Source organism: Actinomadura viridis (genome assembly GCF_015751755.1).
Classification (GTDB): Bacteria; Actinomycetota; Actinomycetes; order Streptosporangiales; family Streptosporangiaceae; genus Spirillospora; species Spirillospora viridis.
The window spans coordinates 4,731,521-4,747,609 of record NZ_JADOUA010000001.1 but is presented as its reverse complement, the minus strand read 5'-3'; the positions used below and the strand labels follow the sequence as shown (position 1 = coordinate 4,747,609).

17 protein-coding genes are annotated in these 16,089 nt (G+C 73.7%); 12 read left to right on the top strand and 5 right to left on the bottom strand.

What is annotated here, in order from left to right:
• Positions 1-108: 108 nt before the first annotated feature.
• Both IW256_RS21965 and IW256_RS21960 read right to left on the bottom strand, forming a co-directional pair.
• Positions 109-786: a TetR/AcrR family transcriptional regulator gene (locus tag IW256_RS21965; RefSeq protein ID WP_197012768.1), complete on the bottom strand. Its 678-nt coding sequence runs from the start codon at positions 784-786 to the stop codon at positions 109-111.
• On the bottom strand, positions 786-2,051 hold the full coding sequence (locus IW256_RS21960) for an acyl-CoA dehydrogenase family protein (RefSeq protein ID WP_197012767.1): 1,266 nt from the start codon (positions 2,049-2,051) through the stop codon (positions 786-788). Before IW256_RS21960 ends, IW256_RS21965 begins: the two co-directional genes overlap by 1 nt.
• 44 nt (positions 2,052-2,095) lie before the next feature.
• On the opposite strand from IW256_RS21960, the gene IW256_RS21955 reads away from it, so the two are divergent.
• Complete coding sequence (locus IW256_RS21955) at positions 2,096-2,848, top strand: SDR family NAD(P)-dependent oxidoreductase (RefSeq protein WP_197012766.1); 753 nt, start codon at positions 2,096-2,098, stop codon at positions 2,846-2,848.
• A 20-nt stretch (positions 2,849-2,868) separates the two neighbouring features.
• Positions 2,869-3,825 carry a quinone oxidoreductase family protein gene (locus tag IW256_RS21950; RefSeq protein WP_197012765.1) on the top strand — a complete coding sequence of 319 codons (957 nt, stop codon included), beginning with the start codon at positions 2,869-2,871 and terminating at the stop codon, positions 3,823-3,825.
• A gap of 22 nt (positions 3,826-3,847) precedes the next feature.
• Here the strand turns inward: IW256_RS21950 and IW256_RS21945 are convergent, their stop codons facing one another.
• Positions 3,848-4,525: a response regulator gene (locus IW256_RS21945; RefSeq protein WP_197012764.1), complete on the bottom strand. Its 678-nt coding sequence runs from the start codon at positions 4,523-4,525 to the stop codon at positions 3,848-3,850.
• A 35-nt stretch (positions 4,526-4,560) separates the two neighbouring features.
• Positions 4,561-5,817, bottom strand: a complete 1,257-nt coding sequence (locus tag IW256_RS21940; protein WP_231403881.1) for a sensor histidine kinase — start codon at positions 5,815-5,817, stop codon at positions 4,561-4,563.
• 140 nt (positions 5,818-5,957) lie between these two features.
• Between IW256_RS21940 and IW256_RS43145 the strand changes: the two genes are divergently transcribed.
• The 9 genes from IW256_RS43145 (at position 5,958) to IW256_RS21900 (ending at position 15,143) form a co-directional block, all read left to right on the top strand.
• Positions 5,958-6,050, top strand: coding sequence for a putative leader peptide (locus tag IW256_RS43145; RefSeq protein WP_386928160.1), 93 nt, complete (start codon positions 5,958-5,960; stop codon positions 6,048-6,050).
• 64 nt (positions 6,051-6,114) lie between these two features.
• Positions 6,115-6,942 (top strand): ABC transporter permease, encoded by an 828-nt coding sequence (locus IW256_RS21935; protein WP_197012763.1) that lies wholly within the window; start codon positions 6,115-6,117, stop codon positions 6,940-6,942.
• On the top strand, positions 6,918-7,682 hold the full coding sequence (locus IW256_RS21930) for an ABC transporter ATP-binding protein (protein ID WP_197012762.1): 765 nt from the start codon (positions 6,918-6,920) through the stop codon (positions 7,680-7,682). The genes IW256_RS21935 and IW256_RS21930 overlap by 25 nt, the downstream gene beginning before the upstream one ends.
• Positions 7,679-8,704, top strand: coding sequence for an ABC transporter substrate-binding protein (locus tag IW256_RS21925; RefSeq protein ID WP_197012761.1), 1,026 nt, complete (start codon positions 7,679-7,681; stop codon positions 8,702-8,704). Before IW256_RS21930 ends, IW256_RS21925 begins: the two co-directional genes overlap by 4 nt.
• The gene (locus tag IW256_RS21920) at positions 8,701-9,891 is read left to right on the top strand and encodes an LLM class flavin-dependent oxidoreductase (RefSeq protein ID WP_197012760.1); all 1,191 of its coding nucleotides are present in this window, start codon (positions 8,701-8,703) and stop codon (positions 9,889-9,891) included. The genes IW256_RS21925 and IW256_RS21920 overlap by 4 nt, the downstream gene beginning before the upstream one ends.
• Complete coding sequence (locus IW256_RS21915) at positions 9,881-10,516, top strand: class I SAM-dependent methyltransferase (protein ID WP_197012759.1); 636 nt, start codon at positions 9,881-9,883, stop codon at positions 10,514-10,516. Before IW256_RS21920 ends, IW256_RS21915 begins: the two co-directional genes overlap by 11 nt.
• A gap of 40 nt (positions 10,517-10,556) precedes the next feature.
• Positions 10,557-12,050 carry a sugar porter family MFS transporter gene (locus tag IW256_RS21910; protein WP_197012758.1) on the top strand — a complete coding sequence of 498 codons (1,494 nt, stop codon included), beginning with the start codon at positions 10,557-10,559 and terminating at the stop codon, positions 12,048-12,050.
• 333 nt (positions 12,051-12,383) lie between these two features.
• The gene (gene thrS / locus IW256_RS21905; RefSeq protein WP_197012757.1) at positions 12,384-14,369 is read left to right on the top strand and encodes a threonine--tRNA ligase; all 1,986 of its coding nucleotides are present in this window, start codon (positions 12,384-12,386) and stop codon (positions 14,367-14,369) included.
• A 108-nt stretch (positions 14,370-14,477) separates the two neighbouring features.
• On the top strand, positions 14,478-15,143 hold the full coding sequence (locus tag IW256_RS21900; protein WP_197012756.1) for a hypothetical protein: 666 nt from the start codon (positions 14,478-14,480) through the stop codon (positions 15,141-15,143).
• 27 nt (positions 15,144-15,170) lie between these two features.
• On the opposite strand, the gene IW256_RS21895 is transcribed toward IW256_RS21900, so the two are convergent.
• Positions 15,171-15,599, bottom strand: a complete 429-nt coding sequence (locus tag IW256_RS21895; protein WP_197012755.1) for an Asp23/Gls24 family envelope stress response protein — start codon at positions 15,597-15,599, stop codon at positions 15,171-15,173.
• On the opposite strand from IW256_RS21895, the gene IW256_RS21890 reads away from it, so the two are divergent.
• Positions 15,592-15,897: a hypothetical protein gene (locus IW256_RS21890; protein WP_197012754.1), complete on the top strand. Its 306-nt coding sequence runs from the start codon at positions 15,592-15,594 to the stop codon at positions 15,895-15,897. The two genes, IW256_RS21895 and IW256_RS21890, sit on opposite strands and share 8 nt — an antisense overlap.
• Positions 15,898-16,089: the final 192 nt, after the last annotated feature.

Genomic DNA, 16,089 nt, shown 5'->3' with positions numbered 1-16,089 from the left:
GGCGAAATCGTTACGGTACGGTGCGTGAGGTGTGTCGCGGGACGGGCCGCCGGGACGGCCTGCGGGGACGGCCTGCGGGGACGGGCGGGCGCCGGCCCGGGCTCCGCGTCACCGGGTGCTCTCGGGGGCCGGGAGGCGCTCGCCGGAACGCAGCCGGTCCAGCCCGAGCCAGATGAACTCGACCGCCATCTGCTCGGCGCGGTCGCGCGGGGTCTCGGGGTGCTCCAGCCACCAGGAGACCATCGACAGCATCGACCCGTACATCAGCGGGACCAGCAGCCGCACCCGCCGCTCGTTGGCCGCCAGCGCGGCGGGCGACAGCGCGGGGTCGGCGCGGCGGCGGCGCAGCAGCAGGTCGGCGAAGGCGGTGCCGAGCCGTTCGCGCAGCTCCCGCAGTTCGAGCCCCACCTCGGGCTTGTCCAGGTGCCGGATCACCAGCGTCCAGGCGTCGGGTTCGGCGGTGGCGTAGTCGAACAGCACCCGCACCATCGCGCGGATGCCCTCCATCGAGTCCTGCTGCGCGAGGACCGAGGCGTTGAGCCGGCCGGTCAGGTCGGTGACGATCGACTCGGTCACCTCGGCGAAGAGGTCCTCCTTGGAGGCGAAGTGCTGGTAGAGCAGCGCCTTGGAGACCTGGGCCGTCCCGGCCACGTGCTCCATCTGGGTGAGGTGGTAGCCGCGCCGCCCGAACTCGCCCAGCGCCACCCTCAGCAGCTGCTCGCGCCGCCGGGCGTGCGGCATGCGCCGCCGCGCGCCCGGCGCCGGTCCCCCCGTCTCGTTCGCCATCAGCTCGCGTACTTGCCCAGCTCGGTGCGGGCCACGGAGCGGACGTGGACCTCGTCGGGCCCGTCGGCCAGCCGCAGCGTGCGCAGCCCCGCCCACATCGCGGCCAGCGGGGTGTCGTCGCTGACGCCGGCGCCGCCGTGGACCTGGATCGCCCGGTCCACGACCTCCAGCGCCACCCGCGGGGCGATCACCTTGATCGCCGCCACCTCGGACCGGGCGGCCTTGACACCGTGCCGGTCGATCAGCCAGGCGGTCTTGAGGGTGAGCAGCCGGGCCTGCTCGATGGCCATCCGGGACTCGGCGATCTGCTGCTGGACGACGCCCTGCCGGGCCAGCGGCCTGCCGAACGCGACCCGGCCGGCGGCCCGCCGGCACATCAGCTCCAGCGCCCGCTCGGCCATCCCGATCGCGCGCATGCAGTGGTGGATGCGGCCGGGGCCGAGCCGGGCCTGGGCGATGGCGAAGCCGCCGCCCTCCTCGCCGACGAGGTTGCCCACCGGCACGCGCACGTCGTTCAGATGGATCTCGCAGTGGCCGTGCTGGTCGGAGTAGCCGAACACGGGCAGCGCGCGGACGATCTCGACCCCCGGCGCGTCCAGCGGCACCAGCACCATGGACTGCTGGCGGTAGGGGTGACCGTCGGGGTCGGTCTTGCCCATGAGGATCATGACCTTGCAGCGGGGGTCGGCGGAGCCGCTGATCCACCACTTGCGCCCGTTGATGACGTAGTGGTCGCCGTCGCGCTCGATCCGGGTGGAGATGTTGGTGGCGTCGGAGCTGGCCACGTCCGGCTCGGTCATCCCGAACGCGCTGCGGATCTCGCCGTTCAGCAGCGGGGTGAGCCAGCGCTCCTTCTGCTCGGGGGTGCCGAACAGGTGCAGCACCTCCATGTTCCCGGTGTCGGGGGCCGCGCAGTTGATCGCCTCGGGCGCGAGGCTGGGGGAGCGGCCGGTCACCTCGGCCAGTGAGGCGTAGTCGGTGACCGTCAGGCCGTGGGCAGGGTCTTCTTGGGTACCTGCCGGGGGGTACAGGGGGGTCGTCCCCCCTGGATGACTCGCGGGGAGGAAGAGGTTCCACAGGCCGCGCCCGCGGGCCTCCGCCTTGAGTTCCTCCACGATCGGGGGAACGGTGTGCTCCTGGCCCGCCGCCCGCAACTCGCGCCGCTGCTCGGCGTAGAGCGGCTCGGCGGGGTAGACGTGGGAGTCCATGAAGTCCTGCAGGCGGCCGAGGTAGTCCTGGGCCCGTTCGCTCAACCCGAAGTCCATTCCGCTAGAGTAACTGACGAGTCAGTTACTTGAGGAGGCGGTCCATGGCACCCTTCGACGGTACGGGCAAGGTGGCGCTGATCACGGGCGGGGCCAACGGCATCGGCGCGGCGGTGGCCCGCCGGCTCGCCGGCCGGGGCGTCCGCCCGGTGCTCGCCGACGTGGACGAGGAGCGCGGCACCGCGCTCGCCGGGGAACTGGACGGGCGGTTCGTGCGCTGCGACGTGCGCGACCCGGCCGACAGCGCGGCCGCCGTCGCCGCCGCGGTGGAGTCCTTCGGCGGCCTGGACGTGGCCTTCCTGAACGCCGGCGTCTCCAGCGGGTGCGGCCTCGACGCCGACTTCGACCCCGAGCTCTACCGGCGCGCGATCGGGATCAACCTCGACGGCGTCGTGTACGGGGTGCACGCCGCGCTTCCCGCCCTGCGCGCCCGCGGCGGAGGCGACATCGTCGCCACCGCGAGCATGGCGGCGCTCACCTCCACCCCGTTCGACCCCGTCTACGGCGCGAACAAGGCCGCCGTGGTCGGGCTGGTCCGCGCCCTCGGCCCCCTCCACGCGCCGGAGGGGATCCGGGTCAACGCGCTGTGCCCGTCGTTCGCCGACACCGCCATCCTGCACGACTTGAAGGGGCACCTGCGGGAGACCGGGTTCCCGATCCTGGAGGTCGCCGAGGTGGTGGAGGCGTTCATGGCGATCCTGGACGGCGACGGCGCGGGTGAGGCGTGGTTCGTCGTCCCCGGGCGCGAGCCCGGCCCCTTCGCCTTCCGCGGGGTCCCCGGCCCGCGCCGACACTGAGCCCACACTGAGGAGAGACCGTGCGCGCGATCCAGATCACCGAGTTCGGCGGACCCGAGGTGCTCGGCCTCGCCGAGCTGCCCGAGCCCGTTCCCGGCCCGGGAGAGATCCTCGTCGAGGTGTCCCGGGCCGGCGTCAACTACGCCGACACCCACCAGGCCGAGAACAGCTACCTCGCCGCGGCGTCGCTGCCCCTCGTCCCGGGCGCCGAGGTCGTCGGCCGCACGCCCGAGGGGCGCCGGGTGGTGGCGCTGCTGACGTCCGGCGGTTACGCGGAGAAGGCGCTCGCCCTCGCGGCCATGGCCTGGGACGTACCTGAGACGGTCGACGACCTCACCGCCCTCGGCATGGTCGTCCAGGGCGCCTCCGCATGGTTGCTGCTGCGCCGCAGCGTCCATCTGGAGCCCGGCGAGTCGGTGGTCGTGCACGCCGCCGCCGGCGGGGTCGGCTCGCTGGCCGTGCAGCTCGCCAAGGCGTGGGGCGCCGGCCGGGTCATCGCGACCGCCTCGTCCAAGGAGAAGCGCGACCTGGCGCTGGAGCTGGGCGCCGACGCCGTCGTCGATCCCGCCGAGCCCGACCTGAAGGCCGCGCTGATCGAGGCCAACGAGGGCCGCCGCGTGGACGTGGTGCTGGAGATGACCGGCGGGACCGTCACCGACCAGAGCCTTCTCGCGCTCGCGCCGTTCGGGCGGCTGGCGTTCTACGGCATGGCCTCGCGGCAGGCCCCGCAGCCGGTGCAGCCGGGGACGCTGCTGGCGCGCTCCACCACCATCGCCGGCATGTGGCTGGCCCACGTGTTCCATCTGCCCGGCGACGTGATGCGCACCGCGCTGGACGAGCTGTTCGCCCTGGTCGCCGAGGGGAGGCTCCGGGTGATCCCCGGCGGCGAGTACGGGTTGGGCGAGGCCCGCCGTGCCCACGAGGAGCTGCGCGCCCGGCGCACGACCGGCAAGCTCCTCATCGACCCGTCCCGCTGACCTCCGGCCGGGGCAGGGACGGTCAGCCGACCAGGCCGTTCTCGTAGGCGTAGACGACGGCCTGGGTGCGGTCGCGCAGCGAGAGCTTGGTCAGCACGTGCCCCACGTGCGTCTTGACCGTCTGCTCGGCCAGCACCAGCTCGGCGGCGATCTCGGCGTTGGACAGGCCCCGCGCGATGAGGCGCAGCACGTCCAGCTCGCGCGGGGTCAGCGAGGAGGTGGCGCCGGGGCTGGGCCGCTGGTGGCGCCGGCGCCGGGCGAAGTCGCCGATCAGCCGGCGGGTGATGGAGGGGGCCAGCAGGGCGTCGCCCGCGGCCACCACCCGCACCCCGGCGATCAGGTCGGCGGCCGAGGCGTCCTTCAGCAGGAAGCCGCTGGCCCCCGCGCCGAGCGCCTCGTACACGTACTCGTCCAGGTCGAAGGTGGTCAGCACCAGCACCTTGGGGCGGACCCCGGCCGGGTCGACGTCCTCGGCGGGCGGTTCGCCGACCAGCTCGGCGGTGGCGGCCAGCCCGTCCATCTCCGGCATCCGGATGTCCATCACGATCACGTCCGGGTCCAGCTTCCGGGCCAGCTCCACCGCCTCCACGCCGGTGCCCGCCTGCCCGATGACCTCGATCTCCGGATCGGAGGACAGCAGGGCGGCCAGCCCGTCGCGGATCATCACCTGATCGTCGGCGATCAGCACCCGAATCGTCACGAGAGGAACATTAGCGGTAGCGGGCGGGACGGGCCTCACTCCCCGTAGGGGAGTTCCGCCACCACCGACCAGCCGCCCTCCTCGCGGGGCCCGGTCGCCAGCGTGCCGCCGAGCATCGTCACCCGCTCGTGCATGCCGACCAGCCCGTGCCCGCCCCCGTGCGACTCCTCGGGCTCGGTGCGCGCGCCGTCGTCGGTGACGGAGATCCGCAGCTGCTCCCGGTCGTACCTGACCTCGATCCACACCCGCGCGCCCGGCGCGTAGCGGGCCGCGTTGCTCAGCGACTCCTGGACGATGCGGAACGCCGACAGGTCGACCCCCGCGGCCAGCGGCCGGGGCACCCCGACCACCGCGACCGAGGCGGCCAGCCCCGACCGGCGGGCGCCGGCGGCCAGCTCGTCCATCCGTTCCAGGCCCGGCTGCGGCGCCCGCTCGGCGCCCTCGTCGTCCGAACGCAGCAGCCCCACCACCCGCCGGGTCTCGGTCAGCGCGTCGCGGGCCGCGTCCCGGACCACCTCGAAGGTCTGCCGGGCGGCGTCGGGCAGCTCGGGGATCTTGTAGGGGGCGGCCTCCGCCTGCATCGCGATCACCGACATGTGGTGGGCCACCACGTCGTGCAGCTCGCGGGCGATCCGGGCCCGTTCCTCCAGCACCGCCTGCCGGGCCAGGTCCTGGCGGCGCAGCTCCTCCTGCTCGCGCAGGATCGCCTCGGCGGTGCGCCGGCCGCCCACCGCGTCGCCGAACGACAGCACGATCAGCACGACGCCGGCGAGGATCGCGCCGAACCAGCCCGGCATGCCGGCCAGGACCGCGGGACCGATCAGCCCCGCGATGACGACCGCCCCGACGCCCACGAGGGCCTCCCGGTCGCAGGCCATCGAGACGAAGAACAGGATCACCAGGTGGGCCAGGAACGAGGTCACCGGCCAGGGCCAGAACCCTCCGTGAACCAGCACGACGCCCAGCACCAGGCCGGACGCGGAGATCCGCCAGGCGGCCAGCGGGCGGCGCACCGCGAACAGCAGCGGGGCCGCCTGCAGCACCCCCAGCAGGGTGCTGACGCCGCCGTTCTGGCCGTCCACCTCGATCGGGATGGCGATGGAGCCGCCGATGAACCCGATGGTCATGACCAGCAGGAGCAGCAGCAGCGGGACGCGCAGCCACAGCCGCGGGGGCAGGGGCACGGTGCGCGGGTCGTGCGGGCCCGGGATCACCGCGGCGCGGATGCCGTGGAGGAGGCGGACGTGGTCGTTCCGCGGGTCCTGCGGTGGAAGGTGTGTGGATTCGTTCATCGCAGTGCGAGCCTAAGGCGGGGTATGCCGTGATGGCGTGCATCGCGGGAGGGAGATCGGGCCCCGTCCCTGGGTAGCACCCGGCGCCGCCGCCCCACGCTTACAGGTATTTCCGATTGACTAAATAGGAAATATGGTCCATGGTGATCAGCGTGAGCCGCCTCGCCCTTCTCGTCGCGCGCCTGCACGTCGACCTCCGGCGCCAGGCCAGCTCCCTGTGTCGGCCGGCCTAGCGGGCCGTACCTCCAGGTCCCGCGCGCGATCTCCCCGAACGCCGTTGCGAAGGGTCCCGTCACCGTGTCCACCTCCTCTCTCGACCTCGCCCGCGCCCCCTCCCGGGCGCGTCCGAGGATCTCCTCCGTCCGGCTGCCGCGCTCCGCGGCGGCCCGCGCCGTCAGTCCCCTGCTCCTGCTCGTCCTCTGGCAGCTGGCCTCCTCCTCCGGCCTGCTGCCCGAACGCCTGCTGGCCGCGCCCGCCACGATCGCCGCCACCGGCGTCGACCTGGCCCGCGACGGGACGCTGCCCGCCGCGATCGGCGTGTCGGTGCAACGCGCCGCGCTGGGCTTCCTGATCGGCGGCGCCGCCGGTGTCGGCCTGGCCCTGGCCGCCGGGCTCGCCCGGATCGGCGAGCACGCTGTCGACCCGCTGATGCAGATGCTGCGTGCACTGCCCAACTTCGGCCTGATCCCGCTGTTCATCCTGTGGTTCGGGATCGGCGAGGCGCCCAAGGTGGCGCTGGTCGCGCTCGCCGTCGCCTTCCCTCTCTACCTCAACACCTTCGCCGGGATCCGCGGCGTGGACCCCAAGCTGGCCGAGGTCGCGCACACGCTCCGGCTGGGCCGCCTCGCGCTGGTCCGGCACATCGTGCTGCCCGGCGCGCTGCCCCAGGCCCTGACCGGGCTCCGGCAGAGCCTGGGGATCGCCTGGCTGGCCCTCATCGTGGCCGAGCAGGTCAACGCCTCCTCCGGACTCGGATTCATGATCAACAACGCCCGCGAGTTCCTGCGCACCGACGTGGTGGTGCTGGGCCTGGTGGTGTACGCGGCGCTCGGCCTGCTCACCGACGCGCTGGTCCGGCTGCTGGAGAGGAGGACGCTGGCATGGCGGAAGGAGTTCCTGGCGTGACCGCCGCCCAACCCGCCGCCCGCCCCGTCGCCCGCGTCGACCGGCTGACCCGCGCCTTCGGCGAGCGGACCGTCCTGGACGGCGTGGAGCTGACCATCGAACGGGGCGAGTTCGTCGCCCTGCTGGGCCGCAGCGGCTCGGGCAAGTCCACGCTGCTGCGCGCCCTCGCCGGACTGGACCGCGACGTCCCCTCCGGGCCCGGCCGGGGCGGCCTCACCGTGGACGGCACCACCGCGGTCGCCTTCCAGGAGCCCCGGCTCGTCCCCTGGAAACGGGTCTGGGCCAACGTCGTCCTAGGCCTGGCGGCGCCCGACCCCCGCGCCGCCGCGGCCAAGGCGCTCGACGAGGTCGGGCTGACCGAACGCGGCGGCGCCTGGCCGCTGACGCTCTCCGGCGGCGAGGCGCAGCGCGCGTCCCTGGCCCGCGCCCTGGTCCGCGACCCCGACCTGCTCCTGCTGGACGAGCCGTTCAGCGCGCTGGACGCCCTCACCCGCATCAGCATGCACCGGCTCGTCCTCGACCTGTGGGACCGGCACCGCCCCGGGATCCTGCTGGTCACCCACGACGTGGACGAGGCGCTGCTGCTGGCCGACCGGGTGCTCGTCCTGGACGGCGGCCGGATCGCGCACGAGTCCCGCGTCGAGGTGCCCCGCCCCCGCCACCGCGACCATCCCGACCTCACCGCGCTGCGCGCCACCCTGCTCACCCGGCTCGGTGTCACCCCCGAAGGGACCTCATGAGCATCACGAGAACACGACGACCGCGACGGCCCCGTGCCCTGCCGGCGATCCTGGCCGCCCTCCTCCTCACGGCGGCGGCGGCCGGCTGCGGCGGCGACCCGGGCAACGCGGCGGTCCGCCAGGACGGCTCGGTGGACCTGGCGAAGGTGACCCTGCGGATCGGCGACCAGAAGGGCGGCCAGCAGGCACTTCTGGGCGCGGCCGGGGAACTGCGCGACCTGCCGTACAAGGTCACCTGGAACCAGTTCACCTCCGGCCCGCCGCTGCTGGAGGCGGTCAATGCCGGAGCGCTGGACCTCGGCGCGGTGGGCAACACCCCGCCCGTCTTCGCCGCCGCCGCCGGCTCCAAGATCAAGATCGTGTCCGCGGCCGACCTGGGGCTGACCGGCCAGGCGATCCTGGTGCCGAGGGACTCGGCGATCCGCGCCCCCGCCGACCTCAAGGGCAAGCGGATCGGCGTGGCCAAGGGCAGCTCCGCCCACTACCACCTGCTGGCCGTCCTGAAGAGGGCCGGCCTCGGCTTCACCGACGTCCAGCCGCAGTACCTGGCGCCTCCCGACGCGCTCGCGGCCTTCAGCCAGGGCCGGCTCGACGCCTGGGCCATCTGGGACCCCTACACCGCCCAGGGGCAGACCCAGGCGGGCGGCCGCGTTCTGGTCGACGGGAACGGCTACACCACCGGATACAACCTCGTCGTCGCCGCGGAGAAGGCGCTGGACGACAAGGCCAGGACGGCGGCGCTGCGCGACTACCTCGCCCGGCAGCGCCGCGCCCTGCTCTGGGCCGCCGGCCATCCCGAGGCGTGGGGCGCCGTCTGGTCCAAGGACACCGGCCTGCCCCTCGCCGTCGCCGAGCAGGCCGCCCGGCGCCGCGCGGCCACCCTGATCAAGGTCGACGACGCGCTCGTCCGCCACGAGCAGGAGGTGGCCGACGCCTTCCACGCCGAACGGCTGATCCCCGGCAAGGTCCGGATGGCCGAGTACGTCGACCGCCGCTTCAACGACATCGAGGTCAAAGGATGACGCCCCGCTTCCACTGGTTCCTGCCCACCACCGGCGACAGCCGCGCCCTCATCGGCGGCGGCCACAGCGTCCCCGCCGGCGTCGGCCGGCCGGGCGAGCGGCCCGGCACCGCCGACCGGATCCGCCCGCCCGACATCGACTACCTCGCCCAGATCGCCCGTTCCGCGGAGCAGCTCGGCTTCGAGGCGGTGCTGACCCCCACCGGCACCTGGTGCGAGGACGCCTGGCTGGTGACCGCGGCGCTGCTGCGCGAGACCTCCCGGCTGAAGTTCCTGGTGGCCTTCCGGCCCGGCTTCGTCTCGCCCACCCTGGCCGCGCAGATGGCCGCCACCTACCAGCGGATCTCCGGCGGGCGGCTGCTGCTGAACGTGGTGACCGGCGGAGAGTCCGCCGAGCAGCGCCGCTTCGGCGACCACCTGCCGCACGCCGACCGGTACGCCCGCACCGGCGAGTTCCTGTCCATCGTGCGCGGCGCCTGGACCGGCGAGCCGTACGACTTCAAGGGCGAGCACTACCACGTCGAGGGCGCCGTGGTGCCCCGGCCGCCGGACCCCCTCCCGGAGATCTACTTCGGCGGGTCGTCCCCGGCCGCCGGGCCGGTGGCGGCCCGCCACACCGACGTCTACCTCACCTGGGGCGAGCCGCCGGACCAGGTCGCGGAGAAGATCGAGTGGATCCGCGGGCTGGCCGCCGGGCACGGCCGGTCGCCCCGCTTCGGCATCCGGCTGCACACCATCAGCCGGGACACCTCCGAGGCGGCCTGGGCCGAGGCCCGGCGGCTGCTGGACGGCATCGACCCCGCGCACATCGACAGGGCGCAGGAGGCGCTGGCCGCCAGCGACTCGGTGGGGCAGCGGCGGATGCGCGCGCTGCACGAGTCCTACCGCGCCGGGGACCGCGCGGCGGGCTCCGAACGCGCCCTGGAGATCCACCCCAACCTGTGGGCCGGGGTGGGCCTGGTCCGCGGCGGAGCGGGCACCGCCCTGGTGGGCAGCCACGCCGAGGTCGCCGACCGCGTCGAGGAGTACGCGGCGCTGGGCATCGAGGAGTTCATCCTCTCCGGCTACCCGCACCTGGAGGAGGCGTACTGGTTCGGCGAGGGCGTGATCCCCGAGCTGTCCCGCCGGGCCGCGGCCCGCGCCGCCGCCACCCGGCGCGATGGCGCAGACTGGGGGAATGACCGATGATCGCAGGCATCCGATCTTCGCCCGCATCTACCCCCGCCTGGACGCCGCCTCCGCGCGGGCCGGCGGCGGCGCGCACCGCGACGAGCTGCTGGCGGGAGTGAGGGGGCGGGTCCTGGAGGTCGGCGCCGGCCACGGCGCCAACTTCGCCCACTACGGCGAGGGCGTGACCGAGGTGGTCGCGATCGAGCCGGAGCCCCGGCTGCGGGCCCGCGCCGTCGCGTCCGCCGCGTCCGCCCCCGTGCCGGTGGCCGTCCGCGCCGGGGTGGCCGAGCACCTCGACCTGGAGGACGCTTCCTTCGACGTGGCCGTGGTCTCCCTCGTGCTGTGCTCGGTGCGCCACCCGGCCGAGGCCCTGGCCGAGCTGCGGCGCGTCCTGCGCCCCGGCGGCGAGCTGCGCTACTACGAGCACGTGCGCGGCGAGACACCGGGCATGGTGAGGTTCCAGAAGTACACCGACGTGTTCTGGCCGTACCTGGCCGCGGGCTGCCACGTGTCCCGGCCCACCGGCGCGTGGATCGCCCGCTCCGGGTTCACCGTCCGGCACGAGCGGCGGTTCGAGTTCCCGGACTCGCGGTTCCCCAACCCGGCCGCCCCGCACGTGATCGGTGTCGCCGTGCGCGAGTGAACCGTTGCTTAACGTCCCTTTTGCTGGGAACGGCAGGGGCATGGCATTTCAAGGGGTGCCCGAGCCGGTCTCTCCTTCGCCCGCGCCTCCGCCGTCGCACGCGACGGCGACCGCGGTGCTGCTGGCCGGGGCCGCGGCCCTGGGCGGATTCCTGTTCGGATACGACTCGTCGGTGATCAACGGGACGGTCGACGCGCTCAAGTCCCAGTTCCAGCTCAACGCCGTGGAGATCGGCTTCGTGGTGTCGGCCGCGCTGCTGGGGTGCGCGGCCGGCGCCTGGTTCGCCGGCCGGCTGGCCGACCGGGTCGGCCGGGTCCGGGTGATGCTGATCGCCTCGCTGCTGTTCATCGCGAGCTCGCTGGGCTCGGCGCTGGCCTTCAACGCCTGGGACCTGACGTTCTGGCGGCTGGCCGGCGGGCTGGCGATCGGCGCGGCCTCGGTGATCGCCCCCGCCTACATCGCCGAGATCGCGCCCGCCGAGCTGCGCGGCCGGCTCGGCTCGCTCCAGCAGATGGCGATCGTGCTGGGCATCTTCGCCGCGCTGGTGGTCGACTACGTCATCGCCCGGGTGTCGGACGGCGGCGCGGCCGGGGAGTTCCCCTGGGGCGGCTCCGCGTGGCGCTGGATGTTCGCCAGCGCGGTGATCCCGGCGGTGATGTACGGGGTGATCGCCACGACCATCCCCGAATCGCCCCGCTACCTGGTCAAGAAGCGTCAGCTGGGCCGGGCCCGCGAGGTGCTGGCCCGGGTGATGGGACGCGGCGACGTCGAGCTGAAGATCGGCGAGATCGTCCGCTCGCTGTCCCGCGACCGGCCGGTGCGCCTGGGCGACCTGCGCGGCCCGCGCCTCGGGCTGCTGCCGATCGTGTGGGCGGGGATCCTGCTGTCGGTCTTCCAGCAGTTCGTCGGCATCAACGTCATCTTCTACTACTCCTCCTCGCTGTGGCAGGCGGTGGGCTTCAGCGAGAACGACGCCATGCTCACCTCCGTGATCAATTCGGTGGTCAACGTGCTCGCCACGCTGGTGGCGATCGCGCTGGTCGACCGGATCGGCCGGCGCCCGCTGCTGCTGGCGGGCGCGGCCGGCATGGCGGTCACCCTCGGCGTCCTGACCGTCTGCTTCGCCACCGCGCCGGTGGTGGACGGCAAGCCCACGCTCGGCGACGTGGCGGGCCCGCTCGCCCTGGTCTCGGCCAACCTCTACGTGGTGGCGTTCGCGGCGACTTGGGGCCCGGTGGTCTGGGTGATGCTCGGCGAGATGTTCAACAACTTCATCAGGGCCTCGGCGCTGGCCGTGGCCGCCGCCGCGCAGTGGATCGCCAACTGGGTCGTCACCACCACCTTCCCGGGGCTGTCCGGCATCTCGCTGGGACTGGCGTACGGCCTCTACACGACCTTCTCGGTGCTGGCGTTCGTCTTCGTCCTGCGGGCCGTACCGGAGACCAAGGGCCGCGAGCTGGAGGACATGGACGGGCTCGCCGTCCCGGGCCGCCGCGGTACGGGAGCGGCGGCGAAGGGCGGTGAGCTACCATGAGGCACATGGCGGGTGTACGCGCATACGAGCCCTCGCGCGGGGCCGGGTGCGAGACGGCGACGCCGGGGATCTCCCGGCGCGAGCGTCGCCTGCCCTGACAGAGCGAACACGAGGCCCCGGGAGCGATCCCGGGGCCTCGTCGTCGTCGAGGGCCGCTCCGGTGTCGCTCCCCGTACGGAAAGGCAGAGCGAACCCATGGAACACGATCCGGCGGCGGAGCCGGGCGGTGGCGCGGGCAGGGAACGGGATGCGTCCGGCGCGCGCCCCGACTCGATACCATCGGAGCCTCTCCGCAGAGCGGAACCTCACCCATCACCATCGCGAGGAGTACCCGTGTCCACCGTGCCTGAGCTGCGCATCACCCTCGACGGAAGCGAGCGGGTGGTGGCCGCCGGCTCGACCGCCGGGCAGGTGCTCGGCGCCGACGGCCGGACCGTGGTCGCCGCCCGTGTCGGCGGCGAGCTGCGCGACCTGGCCTACGAGGTCCGCGACGGCGAGGTCGTGGAGCCGGTCGAGATCGGCTCCCCGGAGGGGCGGGCGATCATGCGCCACTCCGCCGCGCACGTGCTGGCGCAGGCGGTGCAGGACCTGTTCCCCGACGCCAGGCTGGGCATCGGCCCTCCGGTCGAGAACGGCTTCTACTACGACTTCGACGTCGCCGAGCCGTTCACCCCCGACGACCTCAAGCGCATCGAGAAGCGGATGCGCGAGATCGTCAAGCAGGGCCAGCGGTTCTCCCGCCGGGTGGTCTCCGACGAGGACGCGCGCGAGGAACTGGCCTCCGAGCCCTACAAGCTGGAGCTCATCGGGCTCAAGGGCGGCGGTCAGGTGGAGGACGCGGCCGACGGCGCCGGCGTCGAGGTCGGCGCGGGCGAGCTGACCATCTACGACAACCTCGACGCCAAGTCCGGCGACCTGCGCTGGAAGGACCTGTGCCGGGGCCCGCACGTCCCGACCACCCGGGTCATCCCCGCGTTCAAGCTGATGCGCTCGGGCGGCGCCTACTGGCGGGGCAGCGAGAAGAACCCGCAGCTCCAGCGGATCTACGGCACCGCGTGGGAGTCCCGGGAGCGGCAGGACGAGTACCTCAAGCTGCTGGAGGAGGCCGAGAAGCGCGACCACCGCAGGCTCGGCGCCGAGCTCGACCTGTTCTCGTTCCCCAACGAGATCGGCAGCGGGCTGGCGGTCTTCCACCCCAAGGGCGGCGTCGTCCGCCGCGTGATGGAGGACTACTCGCGCAGGCGGCACGAGGAGGCGGGCTACGAGTTCGTCAACACCCCGCACATCACCAAGGGCACCCTGTACGAGGTCTCCGGGCACCTGGGCTGGTACAAGGACGACATGTTCCCGCCCATGGAGGTGGACGGGGGCGACTACTACCTCAAGCCGATGAACTGCCCGATGCACAACCTCATCTACCGGGCGCGGGGGCGGTCCTACCGGGAGCTGCCGCTGCGTCTGTTCGAGTTCGGCTCGGTCTACCGGTTCGAGAAGTCCGGCGTGGTGCACGGCCTCACCCGGGTGCGCGGCATGACCCAGGACGACGCGCACATCTACTGCACCCGCGAGCAGATGATCGACGAGCTCAAGGGCCTGCTCACCTTCGTGCTGGACCTGCTGCGCGACTACGGGCTGGACCAGTTCTACCTGGAGCTGTCCACCCGGGACGACTCCGACAAGTTCATCGGCTCCCACGAGGACTGGGCGGAGGCGACCGCCGCGCTCAAGGAGGCCGCCGACGCCTCCGGGCTGGAGCTGGTGGACGACCCGGGCGGCGCGGCGTTCTACGGCCCGAAGATCTCCGTCCAGGCCAGGGACGCCATCGGCCGGACCTGGCAGCTCTCCACCATCCAGGTCGACTTCAACCAGCCCCGCCGGTTCGAGCTGGAGTACCAGGCGGCCGACGGGTCCCGGCAGCAGCCGGTGATGATCCACCGTGCCCTGTTCGGGTCGATCGAGCGGTTCTTCGGCGTGCTGCTGGAGCACTACGCGGGCGCGATGCCGCCCTGGCTGGCGCCCGTCCAGGCGGTCGGCATCCCGATCGGGGACGCGCACGTGCCCCATCTGGAGAAGGTGGCGGCCCGGCTGCGCGAGCGCGGCGTCCGGGTGGAGGTGGACTCCTCCGCCGACCGGATGCAGAAGAAGATCCGCAACGCGCAGAAGCAGAAGATCCCGTACATGCTGCTGGCCGGGGACGACGACGTCGCCAGGGACGCGGTGTCGTTCCGCTACCGCAACGGCGAGCAGAAGAACGGGGTCCCCATCGACGAGGCGGTCGAGGAGATCGTCAAGGCGGTCGAGGCGCGCATCCAGATCTGAGGCCGCGCGGCCCGGTCCTCCACCGGGTCTCCGGTCAAAGTTACCGTCCGGTAGAGCCGGGCTTGGTAGCCTCGACGCTCACTCGTCACGACCGGAGAGCAGGCACGTATGACGTCCACGCGGAGGACCGGGCGCGGGACCGGTCGCGGGGTCGGGGCCGTGCGCCGGACCGGGCGGCGGGCCGGGGGCCGGGCCCGGGCCCGGGGCCGGTCGCCGGTCCTGGGCCGGATCGCCGGTTACGGCGGCGCGCTGGCACTCGTGGCCGCCGCCATCGTGGTCCTGCTCATGCCGCTCCTCGGCAAGGACCGGAAGGCGGGCGGCGAGCAGCCCGCCGCCGGATCCGGTCCGGCCGCCACCACGCCGTCCCGGCCCGTTCCCGGGGGCGCCCTCGCTCCCGTGCCCCAGCAGAGCGAGGACGGCGACAGGCCGGGCCAGGGCCAGGGGCGGCAGCCGGCGCAGGGGCAGGGCGGCGGCCCGCCGATGCCGGGGCAGGGCGGGGGCACCCTGACCTGGTGCCCGCCAGGCACGGCCGTCTACGCGGTCACCGGCACCGCGCTGAAGGTCACGGTCCACGTCTCCACCAGCGGGCTGGTCCGCGCGGAGGCGTCGCTGCGCGGGCGGCCCGCGGCCTCCAAGCAGGACACCGCGCGCGCCGGCCGCCCGTACACCTTCACCTTCACCGGCGTCACGGCCGCGATGGTCGAACGGGTGAAGGTCACCACCGTGTCGGTGGGCGTGGCGATGCAGACCTGCTACGCCCGCGCCGCGAACTGACGCCGGGCCGCCGCCCGCGGGCCTCCCTCAGGCGGAGCCGGGCCGGGCGCCCGGCCGGGCTCCGCCGGGGGTGCCGCCGGGTGCGCGGGCGGGCCGCCCACCCGCGGGCATGCTCACGTCCTCGACCGAGACGTTGACCGCGACCACCCGCATCCCCAGCATCTGGCCGACCATCCGGGCCACGTGCGCCTTGACCTCCTTGGCCACGTCCATGACCACGCACCCGTACTCCACCGCCACGCTGAGATCCAGGGAGACCTCGTTGTCGTGGAGGTGGACCCGTACGCGCGGTCCGTCCGGCGCGGCCGGGGCGCCCGGCAGGCCCGGCGGGGTCTCGGAGGGGGAAGGGGGCGAGGTGCGGGCGGAGGAGGTGGCGACGCCCTGGACCTCCATCGCCGCCAGCGCCGCGATCTTCTCGATCACCTGGTCCTCGATGGTGATACGGCCCTTGACCACCGCCGCGGAGGCCGCGGCGGCGGTGGCGGGGCCGGGGGACGTGGTGGGCGGGGACGGCAGCGGGGAGCCCGAGGGCGGCGTGGAACCCGGGGGCGGTCCCGCGGGGGGCATGGCGGGCGGCGCGGCCAGCGGCACGCCGCCGGTGGAGCGCGGTCCCGAGGACGGCGGTCCCGGGAAGAACGGCATGGACCTCACCTCGGGACGCGCGGGGTCCGCGCTGTCATCCGAGGATCCCTTGCCGAGGTCGGTCATCGTGCGGCTCCCCACGGTCGACGGCCCGTCCATGGTGCCCAAGTGACGGCCGGGCCGTCTGCCAAGTCGGGTCAAGTCCGGTGAAGTGAGATGAAATCTGTATGAACTGGCGAATCGGCGGGGAGGAGCGCCGCCGGGCATCCCGGATTCGGGCCGCGCGGCCCGGCTCTCTATGCTGCTGGTCAGGCCCTGGACAAAAGGAGAGCGCCGCCTTGAGCGTAGAGCCGGAGGAGTCTGT